Below are 20,646 nucleotides of genomic sequence, written 5' to 3' on the forward strand. Positions count from 1 at the left end.
CGCGGGCAAGCCCGCTCGCACAGTGATTTGTGTGGTGCACCAGTTTTGCGAACGACTCGAAACCTGTAGGAGGGGGCTTGCTCCCGAAGGCGTCAGCCACCACAACACATCAATAAAGGCTTGTCACTGATGCCTGCTACTGCGGCAGCTCCAGATTATCCAGCACCCGATTCACCGCCAGCTCCCCGAGCATGATCAATTGCGCAATGCCCAGCACTGTTCTGCGTTGCGGCGCGGGCAACAGGCGGGCGAAGTCATGTGCGATGGTCTTGGCCGAAGCGAGTGTTTCGCAGGCATCGAGCAGCAATTCCTCGTTTTTGGTGTCGGCAGTCGCGGCATACATCCCGCGGTTTTTACGGGGCGGCGGCGTGGATCCAGGCGGGCAGAGGTAATGATCGAGGGCGCGGTCGGCGGCTTTGTTGAGCTTTTTCGAGTCGAGGGATTCGTAGGGAGAGGTGGCGTCGGTTTCGGGTGGGTTGGGTGTGGGTTTGATCATGGTCAAGCTCCTTGATGAATGGAGCTGCCAACGTTCGCGGTCAAACAAACAGGGTGGCAGCTGTACGCGGGTTGACCGACCGGACATCAAGGATTCCGGCACACCCGAAGGTGTCCCACGCACAGCCACCGCGACATGATTTCAGGCAATGCCTGAACACGTGCAGGACGCTGCTGCGCCTTGATGTTGGGCGGACGGTCAAATCCGATCACCGATTCGTCAGCGACCGCGCCACAATAGAACCCGCCCCCAAGGCGCACAAGCCGGCGGATTCTGGCGTAGCTGTAGGCAAAGGCGCAAGGATTCGTAGCCTGGAAGGCGTGTCTGGAGGTGTCTCTCAAACAGTCCGAGATTTCGACAGGGTGTGTCGTATGGCTGTAGAGAATGGCAAATGGGCGATGCTCTGAATCTCGTCTTGCAGAAACTCCTGAAGATCGTTTGGCGACAGTTCTTCGGCTATCGCCATCAGATCCTCAACCGTTTTCTGGTGAGGGCGAATTGCCTCTCGTCTCATGGCGCGCAAGGCCCCGTTTTGCGCGTCCAGATTGAATATGCGCAGCGTCTCGACGGCGCGCGTCAGTGCCCGGTCATCCAGATTAACGAGTGGGCTGATTGTGCCGTCACTGATAAAAAGCAAAAAACCGTCCGGATCATCCTCGTCAGGTTTAAGCAAGTTTTTGTGATCGTAGGGTGGGCAATTGTCTTTGAATTTTCCGCAGGCCTCTTCCCGACAACATGAATTGAAGAGATTGGTCCATTCGAATGTACCTTGGGCATATCCGTGCCTTTGTCGAAAGTGCTCGATATGCGAATGTCCTATCGTGCTGATATCCGCTTCACAGTAGGCGCAACGAGTATCTTGCATAGCTTGAAGACACTGGCGGATCTGCTCTTTGTCTGCATGTGTCACATCAGCCCATTTATTTATTCCATGCCTATAACGAGCAAGACAGTTTGGAACCGTACCTCGAATCAGTTTTCGCATCCGCCCGACTTCCTTATTTTTTTTGTGTCAGTTGTTTGCGTTTGAATGTTTCGAGGCGAATCAACCGATCACAATCAAGCATGTCCGGATGCTGGGTACCAAAATGCAAGTTCAGGTATTCGCGTAGCACCAAACCTTGTTGTGATTTATGCAGATCTTGCTGAATCAGCGCCATGTACTCGCTTAATTTGCGAGAAGGCTCATTGTCAGGTGTGGGGTCAATGCCCATCACGTATGCCAAGACTTGTGAACTGGCGACCCCTTGAGTCTGTTGATCGACATTGCTGATTTTTACTTGCAGCAATTTGTCTTCAGTTACGGTGTGCAGGACACGGATACACTTTGCCCTCACCGAGGTGATTACTTGCGGGCTATGTGTCGTGACGATGAACTGAATATTTGGAAAGGCACCGAGCAGATCAGGTATGACCGTTTGTTGCCACGCAGGATGAAGGTGCATGTCGACCTCATCGATCAATATCACACCCGTGCATTGGCGAGGCGCGGTAATACCCAAGTGAGGATTTAGCTTTATACAGCGATAGGCGATATCTGCCGCCAAGGCAACGATGTTGCGGATACCATCGCTGAGTTGGCTGACTTTCAGCGTCCCATGAATTGGATGTTCAAGTACGAGATCGGAAAACTCACTACTGTAAGCCAGATTTCTCCAGCCAGTTTGAGTCGCGAGGACAGCATTTACTGCATTCTGGACAGCCAGTATCGGATGCGCGAACTCATCCTTGACATCAATACTCAGATGTCCGCGTTCAATGTTGCGAATTTGCTCATCGCGGTAACTGCGGAAAATTCGCGTGTACCACTTAGCGAAGTGCTTATAACTGGATGCCGGATCCAGACAATCGCGGTAGGCGTACGTCCTGGAAAATTCGGCGTTTTCCGCCTTCTCGAATGCAGCGGTCAGCTTTTTCTGACTCCAGAGCCGACCGGTGCCGTAGTAGGCCAGAACGGGTAAATCGAATGGAGGCTGGTCCGAAACTGCGCGGTTGAAAATCTGTACCTCTAGGGCTTCGGCTGCTGCCTCAAGCTTGTTGGCAGCGTCATCACCGCGGGTCTGTGTGCCTTTACGAATGCTTTCACGGCGCCGAGTCCACTCCCAGTTTTGTCCATGCAGAGTTGCTTGAGCAGACAGTCGAGCAGGAAGAGATGGTTCCATTTGATGCGCTTTTAGGGGGCGCAAAAAAACGTCTTCCGGATGAATTCCGGTGATGTCATTGGTAGTGCTGCCGAGGTCAAACCCGCGAACGTAAGGCCACAACGCCACCTTGATAGCATCCAACAGACTTGTCTTGCCTTGACCGTTGCGCGCGACCAACAAAGTCAGCTGAGTATCGAGTTCAAGTGTCAGCAATGGGAAACAACGGTAGTTTTCCAGCTCCAGCCTGATCAGTTTCACAGACTTTCCTCCATGTAGACCGATGCCAGGCTGCGGCAGTGGTGGTGTGTCCAAGGATCAGATTTGGCGCAAATTCTACTGTGATTGGAAACAGGTGCATACCTGTCCTCTATCCAGTAGTGCATCAAGGTTTGCGCAGTGTTTTCTGCCGCAAAATATAAACCGTCACCAACACCGCGCTCGTCAACATGAACCCACGCGCCCACGGCAACGGCACCAGGTAGCAGGAAAACAGAATGCTCGCCCACATCAGCCCGATCGCGTAGACCTTGCCTTTGAGCGGAATGCCGTTGCCATCGAGGTAATCGCGGATCCACGGCCCGAGCCGCGGATGCTCGACCAGCCAGCGATAAAAACGCGGAGAGCTGCGCGCGAAGCAGGCCGCGGCGAGCAGAAGGAAAGGGGTGGTGGGCAGGACGGGCAGGAAAATCCCGATCACCCCCAATGCCACGCTGAGCCAGCCGATGGCCAGCAGGAAGTAGCGCAACATCAGGGGGCGGTTGCCTATGGGGTTGTCCATAGGCCGGATCTTAGTGGTGACGTGGCTTGAGGATCGCCGGTTTTTCGTCGGGCGCCTGGCACAGCAGGTACAGCGCGGTCAGGGCTTCCGGGATCTGCACGATCATGTCGTCCATCAGGTTGGCGTCCTTGGCGATGTCTTCGAACTCTGGCTGTTCGTCGAACAGGCCCGAACCGACCATGATCGGCAGGAGCATTTCGCTGACTTCTTCTTCGGCGGTTTCGAACCAGGCCGCTTCACGCAGGAACACGCCTTCCATGAAGCCAATGCACCAGCCGCGCAGTTCGGAGTCGTCCGGCTCTTCGCCCAGATCCAGTTCACATGGCAGCTCGAACTCTTCGTCGGACGCCAGTTGACGGGCGATGTGGGCCTTGAGGCCGATCAGCGTGGCTTCGATCTCTTCGCGCTGAGCTTCGCTGCTGTAATGCGGCTCTTCGGCGAACAGGGCGTCGATCCATTCACGCTCCGGCACTGCTTCCGAACAAATCGACAGGGCGGTCAGGTAACCGTGGGCGGCCACGTAATCCAGCGCCTCGTCATGCAGTTCGTCGGCGTCGAGGAATACTTGCAGGCGGGTCAGTTGCTCAGCGAAGGACATTACGGGGCTACCTTGGGGGAATAAACAATGCGGGAATTCTAGGCCTTCTTGCGCGCTCAAGCCAGCCACAAGGCAGATTTGCCCTAATTGGTGGAGTCTTATCAGCGGCGCCCTGTGCGAGGGAGTGCTCGGGTATACTGCCGCGTTTTGCGATCCCTGTCCGTATTGCGGCCGTCATGCAACGAGCCCTTACGTTTTGTTTAAGCAGCCCTGGCTGTCTTGAACCAGCCTGCGCAGGGATGTTTCGGTAGATTTTTGGAGTTTTTATGCTCGAACAGGCTCAACGCGTCCTCAAGGACATCTTCGGCTACGACAGTTTCCGTGGCCGTCAGGGTGCAATCATTGAGCGCGTGGCCAGCGGCGGTGATGCGCTGGTGCTGATGCCTACCGGTGGCGGCAAGTCCTTGTGCTTCCAGGTGCCCGCGCTGTTGCGCGATGGCCTGGCGGTGGTGGTCTCGCCGCTGATCGCCTTGATGGACGATCAGGTCGCCACCCTTGACGAACTGGGTGTGGCCGCCGCTGCGTTGAACTCCACCTTGAGCGCCGAGCAACAGCGCGATCTGGCGGCGCGGATCAAGCGCGGCGAAGTGAAGATGTTGTACCTGGCGCCCGAGCGTCTGGTGCAGCCGCGCATGTTGTCGTTCTTGCAAGGCTTGAATATTGCCCTGTTCGCCATCGACGAAGCGCACTGCGTATCGCAATGGGGCCACGACTTCCGCCCGGAATACCTGCAGCTGGGTCAATTGGCCGAGATGTTCCCCGACGTACCGCGCATCGCCCTGACGGCCACTGCCGACAAGCGTACCCGCGAAGAGATCGTCACGCGTCTGCATCTGCAGAACGCCGAGCGCTTCCTGTCGAGCTTCGACCGCCCGAACATCTTTTACCGCATTGTGCCCAAAGAGCAGCCGCGCAAGCAGTTGCTGGCGTTCCTGGCCGAACGGCGCAGCGATGCCGGCATCGTCTATTGCCTGTCGCGCAAGAAGGTCGAGGAGGTCGCGGCGTTTTTGAGCGAGCAGGGCTTCCCGGCGCTGCCGTATCACGCCGGTCTACCCAATGATCTGCGTGCCTTCAACCAGAAGCGCTTCCTCAATGAGGAGGGGTTGATCATGGTCGCCACGGTGGCGTTCGGCATGGGTATCGACAAGCCCAACGTGCGCTTCGTCGCCCACCTCGATCTACCGAAGTCCCTTGAGGCGTACTACCAGGAAACCGGTCGCGGCGGCCGTGATGGTCTGCCGGCGGATGCGTGGATGGCCTACGGTCTGCAAGACGTGGTGATGCTCAAGCAGATGCTGCAGAACTCCGAAGGCGATGAGCGCCACAAGCGTCTTGAGCAGCACAAACTCGACGCAATGCTCTCGCTTTGCGAAGAAACCCGCTGCCGGCGTCAGACACTGCTGGCGTATTTCGATGAAGACATGCCGCAGCCTTGCGGTCACTGCGACAACTGTGTCGACGGTGTGCAGACCTGGGATGCCACTGAACCTGCACGTCAGGCGTTGTCGGCAATTTTTCGCACAGGTCAGCGTTATGGCGTGGGGCATCTGGTCGATGTGTTGCTGGGCAAGGACAACGAAAAAATCCGTAGCTTCGGCCATCAGCATCTGTCGGTGTACGGCGTCGGCAAGGCGCTGAGCGAAAGTGAGTGGCGCTCGTTGTTCCGGCAATTGGTGGCGCGTGGTCTGGCCGATGTCGACCACGAAGGCTATGGCGGTCTGCGTCTGAACGACAGTTGCCGACCGCTGCTCAAGGGCGAAGTCACCCTGGAGCTGCGCCGCGACCTGAAACCGCAAGTCACCGCCAAAACCGTCAGCAAGAGCCCTGCCAGCCAACTGGTGCGCGGCGAAGAGCGCGAACAGTGGGAAGCCCTGCGCGCCCTGCGGCGCAAACTGGCCGAAGAGCATGGTGTGCCGCCTTACGTCATTTTCCCCGACTCGACACTGTTGGAAATGCTGCGCAGCCAACCCACTTCGCTGGCGGAAATGGCCCGGGTCAGTGGCGTCGGTGCACGCAAGCTGGAACGTTATGGCGAGGCCTTCCTCGAGGTGCTCGGCGGCGAGGTCGAGGCGCCGAAAGCGGTGGCCGACGTGCGCCACGAACTGATCACTCTGGCCCGCGCCGGCATGACGCCGATGCAGATTGCCGGTCAGTTGCAGTGCTCGGAAAAGAACGTGTACGCCATGCTGGCCGAGGCCATTGGCAAGCAACAGTTGTCGCTGGAGCAGGCGCTGGACTTGCCCGAAGATCTGATGGGCGAAGTGCAGGATGCGTTCCTTGACGGCGAGGGCGAGTTGCCGTCGGTCGCCGAGATCGCCGAGTTGTTTGCCGGTCGCGTACCGGAAGGCGTCCTTTACTGCGTGCGGGCTGCGCTGCAATCTGAGTTTGAAATGTAAGACGGCGATTACGCCAAGCGCCATACAGTTGTAACGATTCAGTTCAGAGCGCCACTTGCCTATAGCTGCAGCTCATGCTTAGCTGACTAATAATTAGTTTTTCTCTATTACTTCAGTCTAATCATGAGTGTTTTATGCCGTTAACCGATCAACACCGCTTTGGCATGCAACTGGCCCAGATGTCTCGTGGCTGGCGTGCCGAACTGGACCGCCGGCTGGCGGGCCTCGGTCTGTCTCAGGCGCGCTGGCTGGTGCTGCTGCATCTGGCGCGCTTCGAAGATGCCCCGACCCAACGTGAGCTGGCGCAAAGCGTGGGCGTCGAAGGGCCGACCCTCGCACGCTTGCTCGATAGTCTGGAAAGCCAGGGGCTGGTGCAACGCCAGTCCGTGATGGAAGACCGCCGAGCGAAAAAAATTGTCCTCTGCGCACCAGCCCTGCCGTTGATCGAACAAATCGAAACCATAGCCACCCAACTGCGTCACGAATTGTTCGAAGGCGTCGACGAGGCGGATTTGAAGGTGTGCATGCGCGTGCACGGGCACATTCTGGCCAACCTGGAAAAATCTTGAGGCATAACCTTGTGCCGTTTTTTTGAGAGAACGCGCTGAGCAGACTATAAGAACTACTGGGCAATATCGTGTTCGTACCGGATGTGCGAACGCATAGAAGTCGGTTTTGCTTATTTAAGGGATGCTCATGCTCGCAAGTTGGCACATGGTACTGCGCGTTTGCGCCAAAGGGCTTTTGGTCGCAGGCGTGTTCGGCTATTCGACCTGGTCGCAGGCCTTGGGGCTGGGTGATATCACCGTTCATTCAGCCCTCAATCAGCCGCTCAAGGCGGATATCGCCTTGGTTGATGTTGGCGGTCTGACCCAGAGCGATCTTTCAGTGAGTCTGGCCTCGGCAGACGAATTCGGTCGCGCCGGGGTTGAGCGGGTGTTCTTTCTCAACAACCTCAAGTTCACGCCGATCCTGCATGGCAACCGCCAGATGATCCGTGTGACCTCCAGCAAACCGGTCAATGAGCCGTTTCTGGATTTTCTGGTACAGCTCAATCAGCCCAATGGCCGCTTGCTGCGCGAGTACACGGTGCTGATCGATCCGCCGGGCTCGCCCGGTATCGTCCCGGCCACTGATGAGCCTGATCCGCGCGCGCAATCCTCTGCATTTCCCACTGTCGAACCGGTCACCGCACCGACGCAGGCAGCCCAGGGCAAGCGCGAAAGTGCGCCTGTGCCAGCAACGGCAACGGCGCCGGTCAACGATGCACTGGCCGAGCAACTGGCGGCGAGCGTGCTGCAGAACCAGCAGTCGCAAAAGACCCTCGACGAATTGAACGCCAGACTGCAAACACAAGATGTGCAAATTGCCGAAGGCAAGAAGCAGATCAGTGATCTGCAAACCCGCATGGCCGAGTTGCAAAAGGCTGCGCCTGCACCTGTCGTGTCCCCGGCTCCGGTTGCAGCACCGGTCGAATCCACAGATGACGGTTTGAACTGGCCATTGCTGGGTGGGCTGCTGCTATTGCTGGGGGCGTTGGCTGTGTTGTTCATCCTGCGTCGAAGACAGCAACAGCAACAGGGCGATGTGGCGCTGCCGCTGGTGCCTCTGGCGCCTTTGAGCCATGAGCCTGTTCAGGACGCACCCGCAAACACCGAACCTTTCAGGGCTCATGTCGGTGCCGAGCATCGTAATGAGCCAGCTGCGGATAATGTGCTGGAGGCGGTGGGCATTTACCTGGCCTATGGCCGACTCGGCGAAGCCGTTGGACTGCTGCGCGACGCTTTGAACAAGGAGCCGGATCGCATCGATCTCGGTTTGCAGTTGCTGGAGGTGCTGGGGCAGCAGGGCGACAGTACCGCGTACGGGCAGCACGAAAGCAATTTGCGCGAGCTAGGCGTGGATACTCGACAGTTGCAGGATGTCCGTGCCCGCTACCCGGCGCTGGAGAGCCCTGCGCCGGCCTCGGCAGCCGATCCGTTGGTTGCCAGCGCCGCGCCCGAATCTGCGGTGCTGGAGGATGATTTCCAGTTGAATCTGGATCAGTTGTCGATGGATTCCAGTTGGGATCTTGAGGACACCCGTTCGGTGCCACCGCAGCCATCAGTTAATGAATCGGCTTTGGGCTCCAGCCTGCAAGTGTTGCCGCAGGATTTCGAGTTGCCAGAGACTGAAACCGCCGAGGAAGCGGAGCTTGAGTGGATCCCCGAGCCGGGTGCGCAGCCGCTGGACGATGACTTTCTCGATGAGTTTGGCGATCTGGAACCGTCACTGGAGCCGTTGGATTTGCACATGTCGCAGCCCGTCGAGGCCGCCAGTGCCGGGAAACTCGAACAGGCGCAGACCTGCATCGATGACGGTGACATTGACAGTGCGATCGCGTTGCTCAGCGATTTGCTCAAGGACGGGGATGAACCGTTGAAACAAACGGCCCGGACGTTGTTGGCGGGGATTCGTTGATCTGAGGCCAAGTGTGTTGACGGGGGTAATTGTTTTGACGCCTTCGCGAGCAAGCCCGCTTCCCACATTGGGCTCGTGTTCACAAAACCTGTGTGGGAGCGGCTTGTTCGCCAATTCGGTCCTTCAGGCGCCATCAATCGTTGAGAATCAGAACGTCTGCCCCAGATTCAAATACACCGCCTGCTCATTCGCATCATTCAATCCATAGCTGAAATTCAACGGTCCCAGCGGCGTATCGAAACCGATGAACACACTTGCCGCATTGATGTAGCCGCTGTCGAATTCGTTGTCGTTGTTCCATGCCCGTCCGCGTTCCAGCGAAGCCCCGGCATACAGCGGGAAGTCCAGCGGCAGATACGAGCGCGGTGTCAACCGGCGGTAGTACACCGCGCGCATCAGACTGACGTTTTGCCCGGAAATCGAGTCTTCGCGGAACCCCGACAGTTGCCGCGCCCCGCCGAGCAGGAAGCTCGACGTCACGACGCTGGTGTCGTCGAGGGTGCGGCCGTAGCGACCTCCGAGAATCAGCGTATCGGGCCCACGACTCATGGCTTTGTCGAGTTTGAATTCCCACTGCCGGTAACGTGTATCCGAGCCCAGGCTTGGTTCGAATTGCAGCAGCGTCAGGCTGACGTCCTTGCCCTCATGGGGGTAGTAAACGTTGTCCAGCGAGTCATAGGAATACTTGAGCGAATAGAAGCCCTCGTTGAAACTTTCACTCGGCAGGTCCTGATCGCCAATGCGCACGTCGGCCTTGCCCCAGGCCTCGCCGACGCCGAAACGCACTTCACCGTTGTTGCCAATCTGTCGACCGACGTTCAGGGCCATACCGTAGCGCTCGACGCGGTACTGGGCGATCGGATCATTGTCGAGCACCGCATCGACGTTCTGTGCTTCGAACACCACCGAGGGGGCGATGAAGTAGCGCGAGCCGACGTCCAGTGGCTGATAGAACTCGCTGTACAGTTCCTGTTTATCGCCGAACTGCGCGCGGGTCAGCCATTCGGCGCCGAGGCGGTTGATACCGTTGATGCGATAACTGGCACCGAGGTTGAAGGCGCTGTCGCCGCGCATGTCGTCCGACAGGTTCAGGCCGACCCTGAGGTAATCGGTGCCGCTGCGTTTGCCACGGGCGCTGATCACCAAGGTGTGATCCTGGCCCTTGTGTATCACGCGGTATTGCACTTGCTCGAAGTAGTCGAGGCCGTACAGGGTGCCCATGTCCGAATGCAATCGCCCCAGATCCAGAGGCTCGCCGATATGTTGGCGGATGTAGTAGCGGATCACATCGTCGTCGACTTTCGAGTTGTTCTCGACTTTGATCGCGGTGATGATCGGCGTGCGTTGACCCGGCGAGCGTGCGGCGTTGAGTTCGGCGTCCTGCGGTTCGTCGGGTTTGAGCACGGCAAGGCGCGCGTCGAGAATTCTGGTCGCGCGGTAGCCTGCGTCGATCATCTCTTGGGCTTTGCCGAAATCAGTGACGCCAAACGCAGCCAGCGAAGGCTGAATCAGCACATCTGAAGGTTTAAGCACTGCCAGTTGCTCTTCCGAGTTGCGTCGGGTCATCAGGGTGATCGACTGGTTGAGTACGTCGACCACGGTGTTCAGTTGCTTGCGGCTGCGCAGCGGCGTACCGATGTCGACCACGATGGCCACGTCGACCCCCATTTCCCGTGCCACATCGAGCGGGATATTGTCAGTCATGCCGCCGTCCACCAACAGACGACCATCCAGTTCGACCGGTGCGAACACGGCCGGGATCGACATGCTGGCGCGGATCACCTGAGGCAGGTGGCCTTTGCGGAACACTACTTTTTCGCCATTGGCGATGTCGGTGGCCACGGCGCGGAACGGGATCGGCAGTTTGTCGAAGTCGCGGGTATCGCTGGTGTGGGCCAACAGGCTTTCCAGCAGCAGCGACAGATTCTGGCCCTGAATCACGCCCAGGGGCAGACCGAGGCTGCCGTCGTCGCGGAAGCTGAGTTTCTGTTTCACCAGAAAATCGCGGTCATCCTGTTTTCGCCGAAACGGTACATCTTCCCGGGGGGGCGCATCGGAGAGTGCCTGCTGCCAGTCGATCTGCAGCGCGAGTTTTTCCAACTCGTCGATCTTGTAGCCAGAGGCGTACAGCCCGCCGACCACTGCGCCCATGCTGGTGCCGGCAATCGCATCGATCTTGATGCCTTGCTCTTCAAGTGCCTTGAGCACGCCGATGTGCGCGAGACCGCGAGCGGCGCCGCCAGACAGCACCAGGCCGACTTTTGGTCGTGGTGACTCACTGGCATGGACGCTGGCGAGGACGAACAGGGGCAGGAAACCAAGCAGCAGGCAGAACAGCAGACGGCGCATTGTGAGTCTCTGGGCAAGCAATAAAGCCGGCTATTATAGCGGCGCCCTCGTTTCAGGAGTTTCAACGAACATGACTGTCGTAAAAGCAGAAGTTGTCATCACCTATTGCACCCAATGCCAGTGGCTTCTGCGCGCCGCGTGGCTGGCGCAAGAGCTGCTCAGCACCTTCGGTGATGATCTGGGCAAAGTGTCACTGGTGCCGGGCACCAGCGGGGTGTTTCACATCACTTGCGACGGCGTTCAGATCTGGGAGCGCAAGGCGGACGGCGGTTTCCCCGAAGCCAAGGTGCTCAAGCAACGCGTTCGCGATCAGATTGATCCTGACCGCGACCTCGGCCACAACGACCGTACTCAGTGAGAGGCCGCTTCGGCAGCCACGGTTTTTTTGTCGGCATGGCCGGACATGCGAGCAGACACCACGATAGCCACGATGATCAGCGCGCCGCCGATGAGCATGCGTAGCGTCGGGGTTTCATTGAACAGCAGCCAGGCCATGGTGATGCCGTAAACCGGTTCCATCGCAAAGACCACAGCCGCCGTGCGCGCCTTGATCACGGCCAGACTGGCGACGAACAGGCTGTGGGCGACACCGGTGCAGAACACCCCAAGCAGTGCGATCCATAGCCAGTCCAGCGCGCTGACTTCGCTCAGTTGCGGTGCCGCGACCGGCAGCAAACACAGTGCCACCACCACGTTCTGACACAGCGCCGCTTGCACCGCCGGGATACGCCCGGAGCTGGCCCGGTTGGTCAGCGACAGCAGGGAAAACAACAGCCCCGATAGCACCGCCCAAAGCAAACCGGTGGTCGCGCCGCTCGCCAGATCGAACGCTGGGGTCACGAGCACCAAACCAATGCTGACCAGCACCACCAACACTATTTCGTTGGCGCGGATGCGTTCGCGGAAGATCAGTCCCTCAAGAATCACCGTGAATGCCGGAAAACTCGCGAAGCCCAACGTGGCGATCGCAACGCCGGCGACTTTTACCGCGATGAAAAAACTCACCCAGTGCCCGGCCAGCAACACGCCGCCAAGCGCGAGACGGCGCCAGTCGACGGCTTGAAGTTTCTGCCAGCCGCTCTGGCTGGCGAAGCGGGCGAAAAACGCCAAGGCGAGCACGGCGAATGCAGCACGTCCGAAGACGATAACGGCGGGCGATGCGGCGGCGAGCTTGCCGAACACGCCGGTCAGGCCGAACATCAAAGCACCAACATGCAGAGCGCCCAGGGCGGTACGCGGAGTCATTGCAATCCTTGATCCAAACACAAATTCATTGACCTATTGAACCCTGTCTCGGCCAACAAGTCTGTCGGCAAACTAGCGTCTTTTGTTGTAGGACTCGCGCCGCAGTTGGCCAGGAGATGAGCCGAACTCTCGCAGGACGGCGGCCGAGAAAGCACTCTGCGAGCTGTAGCCGACGCGACTGGCGATTTCGCCGATGGGCAGTCCCGTGTCACGCAGCATCTGCACTGCCAGGTGCAGTCGACGACTGCGGATGTAATCCATCGGTGTCTGCCCGCATTCGGCCATGAAGCGTGCATGCAGACGTGCGCTGGACAACCCGGCGACTCGCGCCAGATCGGCGACTTGAAGTGGGTAGGCGGCGTATTGCTCGATGTGCCTGTCCAGGGCTGCATAAGGCAGGCGGCGGGCTGTGAGTTCGGCGGGTTGCGCGTGATTCAGGCTGGCCAGCAGCAACACCGCGCCTTGCTGAGCGATCAGTGGATCGCTGACCGGACTGTTGGCCAGCCAACTGACCAGTTGGCTTTGCCCCGAGTTGAGCGATAACCGCGCAGTCTGGTCGAGCAAACGGCGACTGGTTTCGGCATGTTCGCCCAGCGAATCGGTCAGCCATTGCCCGTCAGGAATGTCCATCACCAGACAACGACTGCCGCCCGGACTGTCGCAGGCGTGATGGGCCCCAGAGGGGACCACCACAAAACTTTGCTGACGCACTTGGCTGCCGCAGCCCTCGACCTCGAAATCCAGCGCGCCGGACAACCCGAAGACCAATTGAGCGTGGTCGTGGCTGTGGACGATCAGGTCGCGGGTGTACTGACGCAGGGTGAGGATCGGACGCATGGCAGGTCTCCGGGCAGGGCGTCAGTCTACACCGTCGCACTCAGGGTGCGCTGTCACAGGACTGACTCACACCTGTCATGGTCGATTAACCGGGCGAGCGCACTCTGGCCAAAACATCCCAGAGGGTTGCCCATGACCAGCGCCGAGCTCGCCAAACCCAGCCGTAAACAACGGGTACGAACCCTGTGGATTTCCGACGTGCATCTAGGCACGCGCGATTGCCAGGCCGAACACCTGTCGCAATTTCTCAAGGGCTACCATGCTGACAAGATCTATCTGGTCGGCGACATCATCGATGGCTGGAAACTGCGCGGCGGCATGTACTGGCCACAGGCGCACACCAACGTGATTCGCCGCTTGCTGACCATGAGCAAACGCGGCACGGAAGTGATCTACGTCACCGGTAACCACGATGAGTTCTTGCGCCGCTATTCCAAGCTGATTCTGGGCAACATCCAGTTGGTCGATGAGGCGGTGCATGTCACGGCCGATGGTCGGCATTTGCTGGTGATTCACGGCGACCAGTTCGATGTGATTACCCGTTACCACCGCTGGCTGGCCTTTCTTGGCGACTCTGCCTACGAATTCACCCTCATGCTCAATCGCTGGCTCAATCACTGGCGCGCCCGGTATGGCTATGGTTACTGGTCGTTGTCGGCGTATCTGAAGCACAAGGTGAAGACGGCGGTGAGTTTCATCAGTGACTTTGAAGAAGCAATCGCCCATGAATGTGTGAAGCGCGAGTTGCATGGTGTGGTCTGTGGGCACATTCACCATGCCGAGATCCGCAAGGTGGGGGACGTGGACTACCTCAATTGCGGCGATTGGGTGGAGTCATGCACGGCGCTGATCGAGCACTGGGATGGCACGATCGAGTTGTATCGATTGGCGGATGCGCAGGCGCGAGAGGCGCAGCTCAAGGCTGCCAACGTCGCTGAGGTCGCCTGAACGACAGAGAACCATGTGGGAGCGAGTGTGCTCCCACACCGGTTTGTGGTGTTCTCAGACTGATGCCTGTTCTTGCATCGCGGCCTTGTAAATCGAGTGCTTCGGCTCGGCGAACAACCGCGCCATCATCGGTTCGAAGAAGCTGAGCGGCAGGGTGTCATACGCAGGGTCGAATGCAGGCGCATCGTACTTGGCGCAGAATTCGGCGGTTGCCTGAAACTGCGGATGCTCCTTGAACTGCTCGCGCAGGTGTCGATCCATGCCCAGGTGATGAAAGAAGTAGTAGCCCTGGAACACCCCGTGCTTTTCGACCATCCACAGGTTCTCGGCACTGACGAACGGCTTGAGAATCGCTGCCGCAATGTCCGGATGGTTGTAAGAGCCGAGGGTGTCACCGATGTCATGTAACAACGCGCACACCACGTATTCCTCCTCACGTCCGTCACGAAAGGCGCGGGTCGCGGTTTGCAGCGAGTGCGTCAGGCGATCCACCGGAAAACCGCCGAAGTCACCTTCGAGCAATTTCAGGTGCGTCATGATCCGTGACGGCAACTGTCTGGCGTAGGCACTGAAATCCGCAGCGATGATCGCCCAGTCTTCCTGCGTGCCGTCCTTCATATGGGTGAAGCGCGCGTTGTCGTTCATCGGCCATCCTCAATGTTTCTTTTTTTCAGAACGCCACGCGCCCCAGAATCATGTCGCGGTACATGACGAAATCGCCAAGCAGGCTGTAGAACGGATGTTGAAACGTCGCCGGGCGGTTCTTCTCAAAGAAGAAATGCCCGGCCCAGGCAAAGCCGTATCCAGCCAGCGGTAGGGCCAGTAACAGTAGCCATGCACCTTTGGCGATGGTCAGCGCGAGAATAAAAATCACCAGTGTCGTGCCGATGAAATGCAGGCGACGACAGGTGCTGTTGTTGTGTTCGCTGAGGTAGTACGGATAGAACTCGGCGAAGTTGTTGAAACGTTTGATGTTTTCCACGACCGCTATCTCTGTGGTTATTGTTCTGGCGACGAGTTGTTCTGCGGGTAGCCTATTTGAGTCTAGAGTGATCATGGAGGGGGGCCAGTGACAATCGGCGCCACTTTAGTATCCTTCGCAAATCAGGCCGTAACAGGCGGCCCATCATGTAAAAGAAAAACGCCATGAGCGAACGAACGACTTCTGCAAGCTGGGCGATGGGGATTGTCAAAGCATTGGAGATGGACGGCCTGGATTGCCGGGTTCTGTTCAAGCAACTGGGGCTTGATTACACCGCCCTGGATGATCCGGATGCGCGCTTCCCGCAAGATTCCATGACTCGACTCTGGCAACGGGCAGTCGAGCTGTCCGGTAACCCGGCGATTGGCCTGAACATGGGCAAAGTGGTGCGGCCGGCCTCGTTTCATGTCGCCGGTTATGCGCTGATGTCGAGTAATACCCTGGCCGAAGGTTTTCAGCGATTGGTGCGTTATCAGCGCATCATCGCCGAAAGTGCCGACCTGAGTTTTCGTTTGCTTGAAGACGGTTATGCGCTGATTCTGACCGTGCACGGCGATCATCTGCCGCCGACCCGGCAAAGCGCCGAAGCTTCGCTGGCCTGTGCCTTGGCCCTGTGTGGCTGGCTGAGCGGGCGCACGCTGCACCCGGTCAAAGTACTGGTGCAGGGCGATCAACCGGCTGATCTGCAACCCTACAAACAAGCCTTCCATGCGCCGCTGATGTTCAACGCGCCGTACGATGCGCTGATCTTCGAGCGTGCCGACATGGAGGCGCCACTGCCCACCGCCAACGAGGCGATGGCGCTGTTGCACGACCGGTTTGCCGGGGAATATCTGGCACGCTTTTCCGAAAGCCGCGTGACCCACAAGGCGCGCCAGGTGCTGTGCCGTTTGCTGCCTCAGGGCGAACCCAAGCGCGATACCGTCGCACAGACCTTGCACTTGTCGCAGCGCACTTTGCAGCGTCGGTTGCAGGAGGAGGGCACGAGTTTTCAGCAATTGCTCGACGATACCCGCCGCGAACTGGCCGAGCAGTATCTGGCGCAGCCGAGCATGACCCTGCTGGAAATCGCCTACCTGTTGGGGTTCGCCGATCCGAGCAACTTCTTCCGCGCGTTCCGCCGCTGGTTCGACACCACGCCCGGCGATTACCGGGCGCGGCTGTTGCAAGCGCCGAATGCGGTCAGTGACGCCAAAAAGCCGGAATACACAGCACAAACACCGTGATGATCTCCAGTCGGCCGAGCAGCATGCCGAACGAAAGAATCCACTTGGCCGCATCCGGCAGCGTCGCAAAGTTGCCCGCCGGGCCGATGGTTTCGCCAAGGCCGGGGCCAACGCCGGACACGGTACTGGCCGCGCCGGTCAACGCTGTCATCCAGTCGACACCCAGCAGCGACAGCAGCAGGGCGATCACGCAGATGGTGATGGCGAAGAAGAACGAAAAGGTCAGAATCGAACGCACGATTTCTTCGTCGAGGCGGTGACCGTTGTACTTCTGCTTGATCACCGCACGCGGGTGAATCAACTGGTTAAGGTTGGCCTTGAGCAGAATGTAGGCGACCTGGAAACGGAAAATCTTGATCCCGCCCGCCGTCGACCCGGAACAACCGCCGACAAAACCCAGATAGAAAAACAGCATCAGCGAGAAATTGCCCCACAGGCTGTAGTCGCCGAGGGCAAAACCGGTGGTGGTCACCACCGACGTCACGTTCAGCGCCACATGCCGCAATGCTTCCAGCCAGTGCAGGTTGGTGGTCCACCAGTACCAGGTCGCGAGCACCAGCCAGGTCACCAGCAACATCCCGAGCAAACCTTGCACCTGCTGATCCTTGATCAGTGCCCGGCGGTTGCCGCGCAATGTCGCCACATACAGCGTGAACGGCAGACTGCCGAGGATCATGATCACCACCACGACCCAATGAACGGCGGGTTGCGTCCATTTCGCCAGGGATTGATCGGAGGTCGAGAACCCGCCTGTCGAGATCGCCGACATGGCATGGTTGATCGCATCGAACGGGCTCATGCCGGCCCACCATAACGCCAGACTACCGAGAACGGTGATGCCGACGTAGGCGGCCACGATCAACCGCGCCACCATGTGCGAGCGGGGCATGACCTTTTCCGAGCGGTCCGAGGATTCGGTCTGGAACAGCCGCATGCCACCGATGCGCAGCAGCGGCAGAATCGCTACCGCCATACCAATGAAACCGATACCGCCGAGCCAGTGCAGCAGTGAGCGCCAGATCAGGATGCCGGGAGACATGGTGTCCAGACCGCTAAGCACGGTCGCGCCGGTGGCGGTGATGCCGGACATGCTTTCGAAAAACGAGTCGGTATAGCTGATGTGCTGCGTCAGCAGAAACGGCAGCGCAGCGAAGATGCACACCACCAGCCAACTGCTGACGGTCAGCAGGTACATGTCCCTTGGGCGCAGATGAATGTGTTCCGGCCTGCCGGGAATCACCAGCGCAAGGCCGGCGACGAAGGTGATCATGCTCGCCCAGAGGAACGACGGCAGGTCGCTGGTGCGTTCGAAAATCATCAGGGTGGCCATGGGCACGACCATGGCAACGGCCAGCGTGATCAGGAAGATGCCGATGATGAAACCAATGATCCGTAAGGTCGGCAACGCCATGAAGTCCGCTCGGGCTGTAGTGTGAAGGGCGCCATTCTACCTGCGGGGCAGGGCATGTAAACCGGCATCCCGATGGCAGATGAAGCTAGAATAGCCGCACATTTTTTTCAGGAGGTGGCCAATGCAGGCTCTCGACGCTTTGCTCAACCGTGTTTCCGTTCCACGACTGGTCGAACCGGCCCCGACGGCGCAGCAGCGAGAAGCCCTGTTTGGCGCCGCTCTGCGTGCACCGGATCACGGGCACTTGCAGCCGTATCGCTTTTTGACGGTCGAAGGCCCGGCGCGCGAGCAGATGGGCGAGTTGCTGGCCGAGGCTGCGCAAATGCAGGAAGGCGAAGTCACTGACGCGATGATCGACAAGGCGCGCAATGGCCCGCTGCGTGCGCCGCTGGTGGTTGTGGTGATCGCGAAGTTGCAGGCGCACATCAAGTATCCCAAGGCCGAGCAGATGCTGGCGGCGGGGTGCGCGGCTCACGGGATTTTGCTGGCGGCTTACGCGCAGGGGATTGGTGCGGTGTGGCGTACGGGCGATCTGGCGTATTCGAAACACGTCGCCCAAGGCCTGGGTCTGGCTGAGGGGGAAGAGGTGATCGCGTTCCTGTACCTTGGCACGCCGCAGAAAGAGCCGCGTGTAGCGGAGAAGGTTGATCTGGCGCAGTTTGTCAGCGCCTGGCCGGGCAAGGCCTGATACCCCGAACGCCAATAGGTGAGCGGGCTTGCTCGCGAAAGCGGTGTGTCATTCAACATCGTTGTTGAATGGCCTGACGCCTTCGCGAGCACGCCCGCTTCCACCGTTTTGATCAGGGTTGCACCACGGCTCCCGGCACCAACGGCAATTCCAGACTGGCAATAAACCCGCCCTCAGGATGGTTGGCCAGGGTCAGATTCCCGCCATGGCGCTCCGCTGCACGTTTGGCAATCGCCAACCCTAATCCATGTCCCGCCGCCGTCTGCCCCGGCGCTCGATAAAATGGCTCACCCAATTGAGTCAAATGCTCGGCCTGCACCCCCGGCCCGTGATCACGCACACTCACCACCATCCGCTCGCCCTGACGCGAGGCCTGGATCTCGATCGGCTGACCCTCCGGGTTGAACCGTTGCGCGTTACGCAGCAGGTTATCGACGGCGCGTTCGATCATGGTTGGCCAACCTTTGAGGTGGAGTTGTGGTTCGGCGTCAAGGCGTACGGCCTGCTCTGGCGAGCTGAGTTGCGCATCTTTGTGCAGGGCGCCAAGCAGAGCATTCAGGTCGACGTCTTCAGCGCTGGCGTTGTCGGCATCGACCCGCGCCAGTACCAGGATTTCACTGATCAACGCTTCCAGCCGATCACACTCGCGGGTCAGGCGTGGCCAGAGTTTTTCCCGTTCTTCAGGATTGGCCCGCTCAGCCAGTGCCAGCGCAATGCGTAGCCGTGCCAGCGGTGAGCGCAGTTCGTGGGACACATCGCGCAGCAATTGGCGCTGGCTGCCGATCAAGCTTTGCAGGCGGGCGCCCATGCGGTTGAAGTCATTGGCGAGTACGCCGAACTCGTCACGACGGTTGGCCAGTTTGGCAAGGCTGTTCTGTTGATAGGTGGTCTGCCCCAGATCGTGTACCGCGACGCGCAAACGGCTGAGCGGACGGGTGATGGAGAAGGTCACCAACAGGCTGAACAGGGTCAGCACTACCAGCGCGATACCCAGCGCGCTCAGGGGCCAGAGCAGGCTTTCGCGGTGCCAGGCATCGAGTTCCGGGTGTGGAATACGGTAGATGAACAGGTACGTGTCACCGGTTTTGTCACTGGTGAATTCGTCGGTCAGACGCCGCCACGGCAGGCGTCGGTCATCGCTATTTTGCCGGGCTTCGAAAGCGGCCGCGCGGCGGGGGAAGGTGCCGCGCACTACCGGGTCGCCGGTCTCGTTCAGCACCTGAACGTCGATGTGGTACTGACGTTTGCGTTGTTCGAGGATCTTCTGGGCGGCGTCTTCGCCTTGGGCTTCGTAGCGCTGCGTCCATTGAGCGGCGAGGGTGTTAAGCCCGGGATGACGACTGAGGATCCACGCGTCCTGATTGAGCATGTGCCCCAGCAGAATGGACAGCCCGGCAACCAGAGCGATGGCCAGCCAGAAGCTCGCGAGAATACGCCAGAACAATGAACGCACAGAAAATCCTCAGAACAGACGCAATGCCCATGTGGGAGCGGGCTTGCTCGCGAATACGGTGGATCAGTCACTGAGGATGTCGACTGATAATCCCTCTTCGCGAGCAAGCCCGCTCCCACATTTGAATTGAGTGGCAACAGACCCGACGGTGTTGGCCGTCGGATCGTGGGTTACTGCATTATTGCGCCTTTTGCGGCTGTTGCGCTTTCCAGGCCTTGAATTCAGCCCATTCTGCGCGACGTTCGGCTTGTTTTTTCTGGATTTCGTCGAATTTCTTCTGTTGATCCGGTTTCAACACGGCGCGGACGTCGGATTCGGCTTTCTTGTGGTTGGCCGCCATCTCGTCTTTCATGGCTTTCTGGTCAGCCGGCGAGAGTTTTTCCAGGTATTTGTCGACCACTTGCTTACGCTCGTGCATCTGCTCGCCCATGATCTTGCGGATCTGTTCGCGCTGTTCGCGGGACAGGTCGAGTTGGCTGTACGGGCCTTTGCCGTGCATGCCGTGCATCTGACCGCCGTGGCGTGGGCCATCGAGCGGACCACCCATCGGGCCACCGTCTTGCGGCATGGCCATGGCGACAGTTGGCAGAGCGGCAGCGAACATCAGAGCGATAAGAGTCTTGCGCATGGTGTAT

20 protein-coding genes are annotated in these 20,646 nt (G+C 59.0%); 7 read left to right on the plus strand and 13 right to left on the minus strand.

Features of this window, described 5'->3' with window-relative positions; all coding sequences use genetic code 11:
* Positions 1-136: 136 nt before the first annotated feature.
* From AACY50_RS02655 to AACY50_RS02675, 5 genes are all read right to left on the minus strand, one after another.
* Positions 137-496, minus strand: coding sequence for a DUF6124 family protein (locus tag AACY50_RS02655; RefSeq protein WP_339432668.1), 360 nt, complete (start codon positions 494-496; stop codon positions 137-139).
* Between the two features lie 337 nt (positions 497-833).
* Positions 834-1,481: a retron Ec78 anti-phage system effector HNH endonuclease PtuB gene (ptuB, locus tag AACY50_RS02660; protein WP_339432667.1), complete on the minus strand. Its 648-nt coding sequence runs from the start codon at positions 1,479-1,481 to the stop codon at positions 834-836.
* Positions 1,482-1,494: 13 nt separating this feature from the next.
* Positions 1,495-2,898 (minus strand): AAA family ATPase, encoded by a 1,404-nt coding sequence (locus AACY50_RS02665; protein ID WP_339432666.1) that lies wholly within the window; start codon positions 2,896-2,898, stop codon positions 1,495-1,497.
* A 124-nt stretch (positions 2,899-3,022) separates the two neighbouring features.
* Entirely contained in the window at positions 3,023-3,418 is a 396-nt protein-coding gene (locus AACY50_RS02670) for a YbaN family protein (RefSeq protein WP_339432665.1), read from the minus strand.
* Positions 3,419-3,428: 10 nt separating this feature from the next.
* On the minus strand, positions 3,429-4,016 hold the full coding sequence (locus tag AACY50_RS02675) for a YecA family protein (protein ID WP_339538113.1): 588 nt from the start codon (positions 4,014-4,016) through the stop codon (positions 3,429-3,431).
* A 266-nt stretch (positions 4,017-4,282) separates the two neighbouring features.
* Here AACY50_RS02675 and recQ point away from each other — a divergent pair, with 266 nt between their 5' ends.
* From recQ to AACY50_RS02690, 3 genes are all read left to right on the plus strand, one after another.
* Positions 4,283-6,412, plus strand: a complete 2,130-nt coding sequence (gene recQ / locus AACY50_RS02680; protein ID WP_339432663.1) for a DNA helicase RecQ — start codon at positions 4,283-4,285, stop codon at positions 6,410-6,412.
* Positions 6,413-6,546: 134 nt separating this feature from the next.
* Complete coding sequence (locus AACY50_RS02685; protein WP_007962151.1) at positions 6,547-6,981, plus strand: MarR family transcriptional regulator; 435 nt, start codon at positions 6,547-6,549, stop codon at positions 6,979-6,981.
* Between the two features lie 127 nt (positions 6,982-7,108).
* A complete protein-coding gene (locus tag AACY50_RS02690; RefSeq protein ID WP_339538114.1) occupies positions 7,109-8,872 on the plus strand; it encodes a FimV/HubP family polar landmark protein in 1,764 nt (587 codons plus the stop codon).
* 147 nt (positions 8,873-9,019) lie between these two features.
* On the opposite strand, the gene AACY50_RS02695 is transcribed toward AACY50_RS02690, so the two are convergent.
* Positions 9,020-11,221, minus strand: a complete 2,202-nt coding sequence (locus AACY50_RS02695; protein ID WP_339538115.1) for a patatin-like phospholipase family protein — start codon at positions 11,219-11,221, stop codon at positions 9,020-9,022.
* Between the two features lie 70 nt (positions 11,222-11,291).
* Here AACY50_RS02695 and AACY50_RS02700 point away from each other — a divergent pair, with 70 nt between their 5' ends.
* Entirely contained in the window at positions 11,292-11,579 is a 288-nt protein-coding gene (locus AACY50_RS02700) for a SelT/SelW/SelH family protein (protein WP_339495067.1), read from the plus strand.
* Here the strand turns inward: AACY50_RS02700 and AACY50_RS02705 are convergent.
* On the minus strand, positions 11,573-12,466 hold the full coding sequence (locus AACY50_RS02705; protein ID WP_339432659.1) for a DMT family transporter: 894 nt from the start codon (positions 12,464-12,466) through the stop codon (positions 11,573-11,575). The genes AACY50_RS02700 and AACY50_RS02705 overlap by 7 nt on opposite strands.
* 72 nt (positions 12,467-12,538) lie before the next feature.
* Complete coding sequence (locus AACY50_RS02710; RefSeq protein ID WP_339464112.1) at positions 12,539-13,303, minus strand: AraC family transcriptional regulator; 765 nt, start codon at positions 13,301-13,303, stop codon at positions 12,539-12,541.
* Positions 13,304-13,435: 132 nt separating this feature from the next.
* Between AACY50_RS02710 and AACY50_RS02715 the strand changes: the two genes are divergently transcribed.
* The gene (locus tag AACY50_RS02715; protein ID WP_339538116.1) at positions 13,436-14,251 is read left to right on the plus strand and encodes a UDP-2,3-diacylglucosamine diphosphatase; all 816 of its coding nucleotides are present in this window, start codon (positions 13,436-13,438) and stop codon (positions 14,249-14,251) included.
* Between the two features lie 54 nt (positions 14,252-14,305).
* Here AACY50_RS02715 and AACY50_RS02720 read toward each other — a convergent pair whose 3' ends face one another.
* The gene (locus tag AACY50_RS02720) at positions 14,306-14,896 is read right to left on the minus strand and encodes an HD domain-containing protein (RefSeq protein WP_339464113.1); all 591 of its coding nucleotides are present in this window, start codon (positions 14,894-14,896) and stop codon (positions 14,306-14,308) included.
* 25 nt (positions 14,897-14,921) lie between these two features.
* Positions 14,922-15,233: a DUF962 domain-containing protein gene (locus tag AACY50_RS02725; RefSeq protein ID WP_339432655.1), complete on the minus strand. Its 312-nt coding sequence runs from the start codon at positions 15,231-15,233 to the stop codon at positions 14,922-14,924.
* 164 nt (positions 15,234-15,397) lie between these two features.
* Between AACY50_RS02725 and AACY50_RS02730 the strand changes: the two genes are divergently transcribed.
* Positions 15,398-16,459 (plus strand): AraC family transcriptional regulator, encoded by a 1,062-nt coding sequence (locus AACY50_RS02730; RefSeq protein ID WP_339432654.1) that lies wholly within the window; start codon positions 15,398-15,400, stop codon positions 16,457-16,459.
* Here the strand turns inward: AACY50_RS02730 and AACY50_RS02735 are convergent.
* Entirely contained in the window at positions 16,416-17,870 is a 1,455-nt protein-coding gene (locus AACY50_RS02735; RefSeq protein ID WP_339464114.1) for a TrkH family potassium uptake protein, read from the minus strand. The genes AACY50_RS02730 and AACY50_RS02735 overlap by 44 nt on opposite strands.
* 121 nt (positions 17,871-17,991) lie before the next feature.
* On the opposite strand from AACY50_RS02735, the gene AACY50_RS02740 reads away from it, so the two are divergent.
* Positions 17,992-18,558: a nitroreductase family protein gene (locus AACY50_RS02740; protein WP_339432652.1), complete on the plus strand. Its 567-nt coding sequence runs from the start codon at positions 17,992-17,994 to the stop codon at positions 18,556-18,558.
* Between the two features lie 112 nt (positions 18,559-18,670).
* Here AACY50_RS02740 and AACY50_RS02745 read toward each other — a convergent pair whose 3' ends face one another.
* Complete coding sequence (locus tag AACY50_RS02745; protein WP_339507588.1) at positions 18,671-20,011, minus strand: sensor histidine kinase; 1,341 nt, start codon at positions 20,009-20,011, stop codon at positions 18,671-18,673.
* 178 nt (positions 20,012-20,189) lie between these two features.
* Positions 20,190-20,639 carry a Spy/CpxP family protein refolding chaperone gene (locus AACY50_RS02750; RefSeq protein ID WP_095187815.1) on the minus strand — a complete coding sequence of 150 codons (450 nt, stop codon included), beginning with the start codon at positions 20,637-20,639 and terminating at the stop codon, positions 20,190-20,192.
* Positions 20,640-20,646: the final 7 nt, after the last annotated feature.

Source organism: Pseudomonas sp. RA_15y_Pfl2_54 (genome assembly GCF_963971015.1).
Classification (GTDB): domain Bacteria; phylum Pseudomonadota; class Gammaproteobacteria; order Pseudomonadales; family Pseudomonadaceae; genus Aquipseudomonas; species Aquipseudomonas baetica_A.

Excerpts from the sequence above, each read along its gene's own strand:
- AACY50_RS02655 (WP_339432668.1), bottom strand. The coding sequence starts at position 496 with ATGATCAAACCCACACCCAACCCACCCGAAACCGACGCCACCTCTCCC.
- ptuB (WP_339432667.1), bottom strand. The coding sequence starts at position 1,481 with ATGCGAAAACTGATTCGAGGTACGGTTCCAAACTGTCTTGCTCGTTAT.
- AACY50_RS02670 (WP_339432665.1), bottom strand. The coding sequence starts at position 3,418 with ATGGACAACCCCATAGGCAACCGCCCCCTGATGTTGCGCTACTTCCTG.
- AACY50_RS02675 (WP_339538113.1), bottom strand. The coding sequence starts at position 4,016 with ATGTCCTTCGCTGAGCAACTGACCCGCCTGCAAGTATTCCTCGACGCC.
- recQ (WP_339432663.1), top strand. The coding sequence starts at position 4,283 with ATGCTCGAACAGGCTCAACGCGTCCTCAAGGACATCTTCGGCTACGAC.
- AACY50_RS02685 (WP_007962151.1), top strand. The coding sequence starts at position 6,547 with ATGCCGTTAACCGATCAACACCGCTTTGGCATGCAACTGGCCCAGATG.
- AACY50_RS02690 (WP_339538114.1), top strand. The coding sequence starts at position 7,109 with ATGCTCGCAAGTTGGCACATGGTACTGCGCGTTTGCGCCAAAGGGCTT.
- AACY50_RS02695 (WP_339538115.1), bottom strand. The coding sequence starts at position 11,221 with ATGCGCCGTCTGCTGTTCTGCCTGCTGCTTGGTTTCCTGCCCCTGTTC.
- AACY50_RS02700 (WP_339495067.1), top strand. The coding sequence starts at position 11,292 with ATGACTGTCGTAAAAGCAGAAGTTGTCATCACCTATTGCACCCAATGC.
- AACY50_RS02705 (WP_339432659.1), bottom strand. The coding sequence starts at position 12,466 with ATGACTCCGCGTACCGCCCTGGGCGCTCTGCATGTTGGTGCTTTGATG.
- AACY50_RS02710 (WP_339464112.1), bottom strand. The coding sequence starts at position 13,303 with ATGCGTCCGATCCTCACCCTGCGTCAGTACACCCGCGACCTGATCGTC.
- AACY50_RS02715 (WP_339538116.1), top strand. The coding sequence starts at position 13,436 with ATGACCAGCGCCGAGCTCGCCAAACCCAGCCGTAAACAACGGGTACGA.
- AACY50_RS02720 (WP_339464113.1), bottom strand. The coding sequence starts at position 14,896 with ATGAACGACAACGCGCGCTTCACCCATATGAAGGACGGCACGCAGGAA.
- AACY50_RS02730 (WP_339432654.1), top strand. The coding sequence starts at position 15,398 with ATGAGCGAACGAACGACTTCTGCAAGCTGGGCGATGGGGATTGTCAAA.
- AACY50_RS02735 (WP_339464114.1), bottom strand. The coding sequence starts at position 17,870 with ATGGCGTTGCCGACCTTACGGATCATTGGTTTCATCATCGGCATCTTC.
- AACY50_RS02740 (WP_339432652.1), top strand. The coding sequence starts at position 17,992 with ATGCAGGCTCTCGACGCTTTGCTCAACCGTGTTTCCGTTCCACGACTG.
- AACY50_RS02750 (WP_095187815.1), bottom strand. The coding sequence starts at position 20,639 with ATGCGCAAGACTCTTATCGCTCTGATGTTCGCTGCCGCTCTGCCAACT.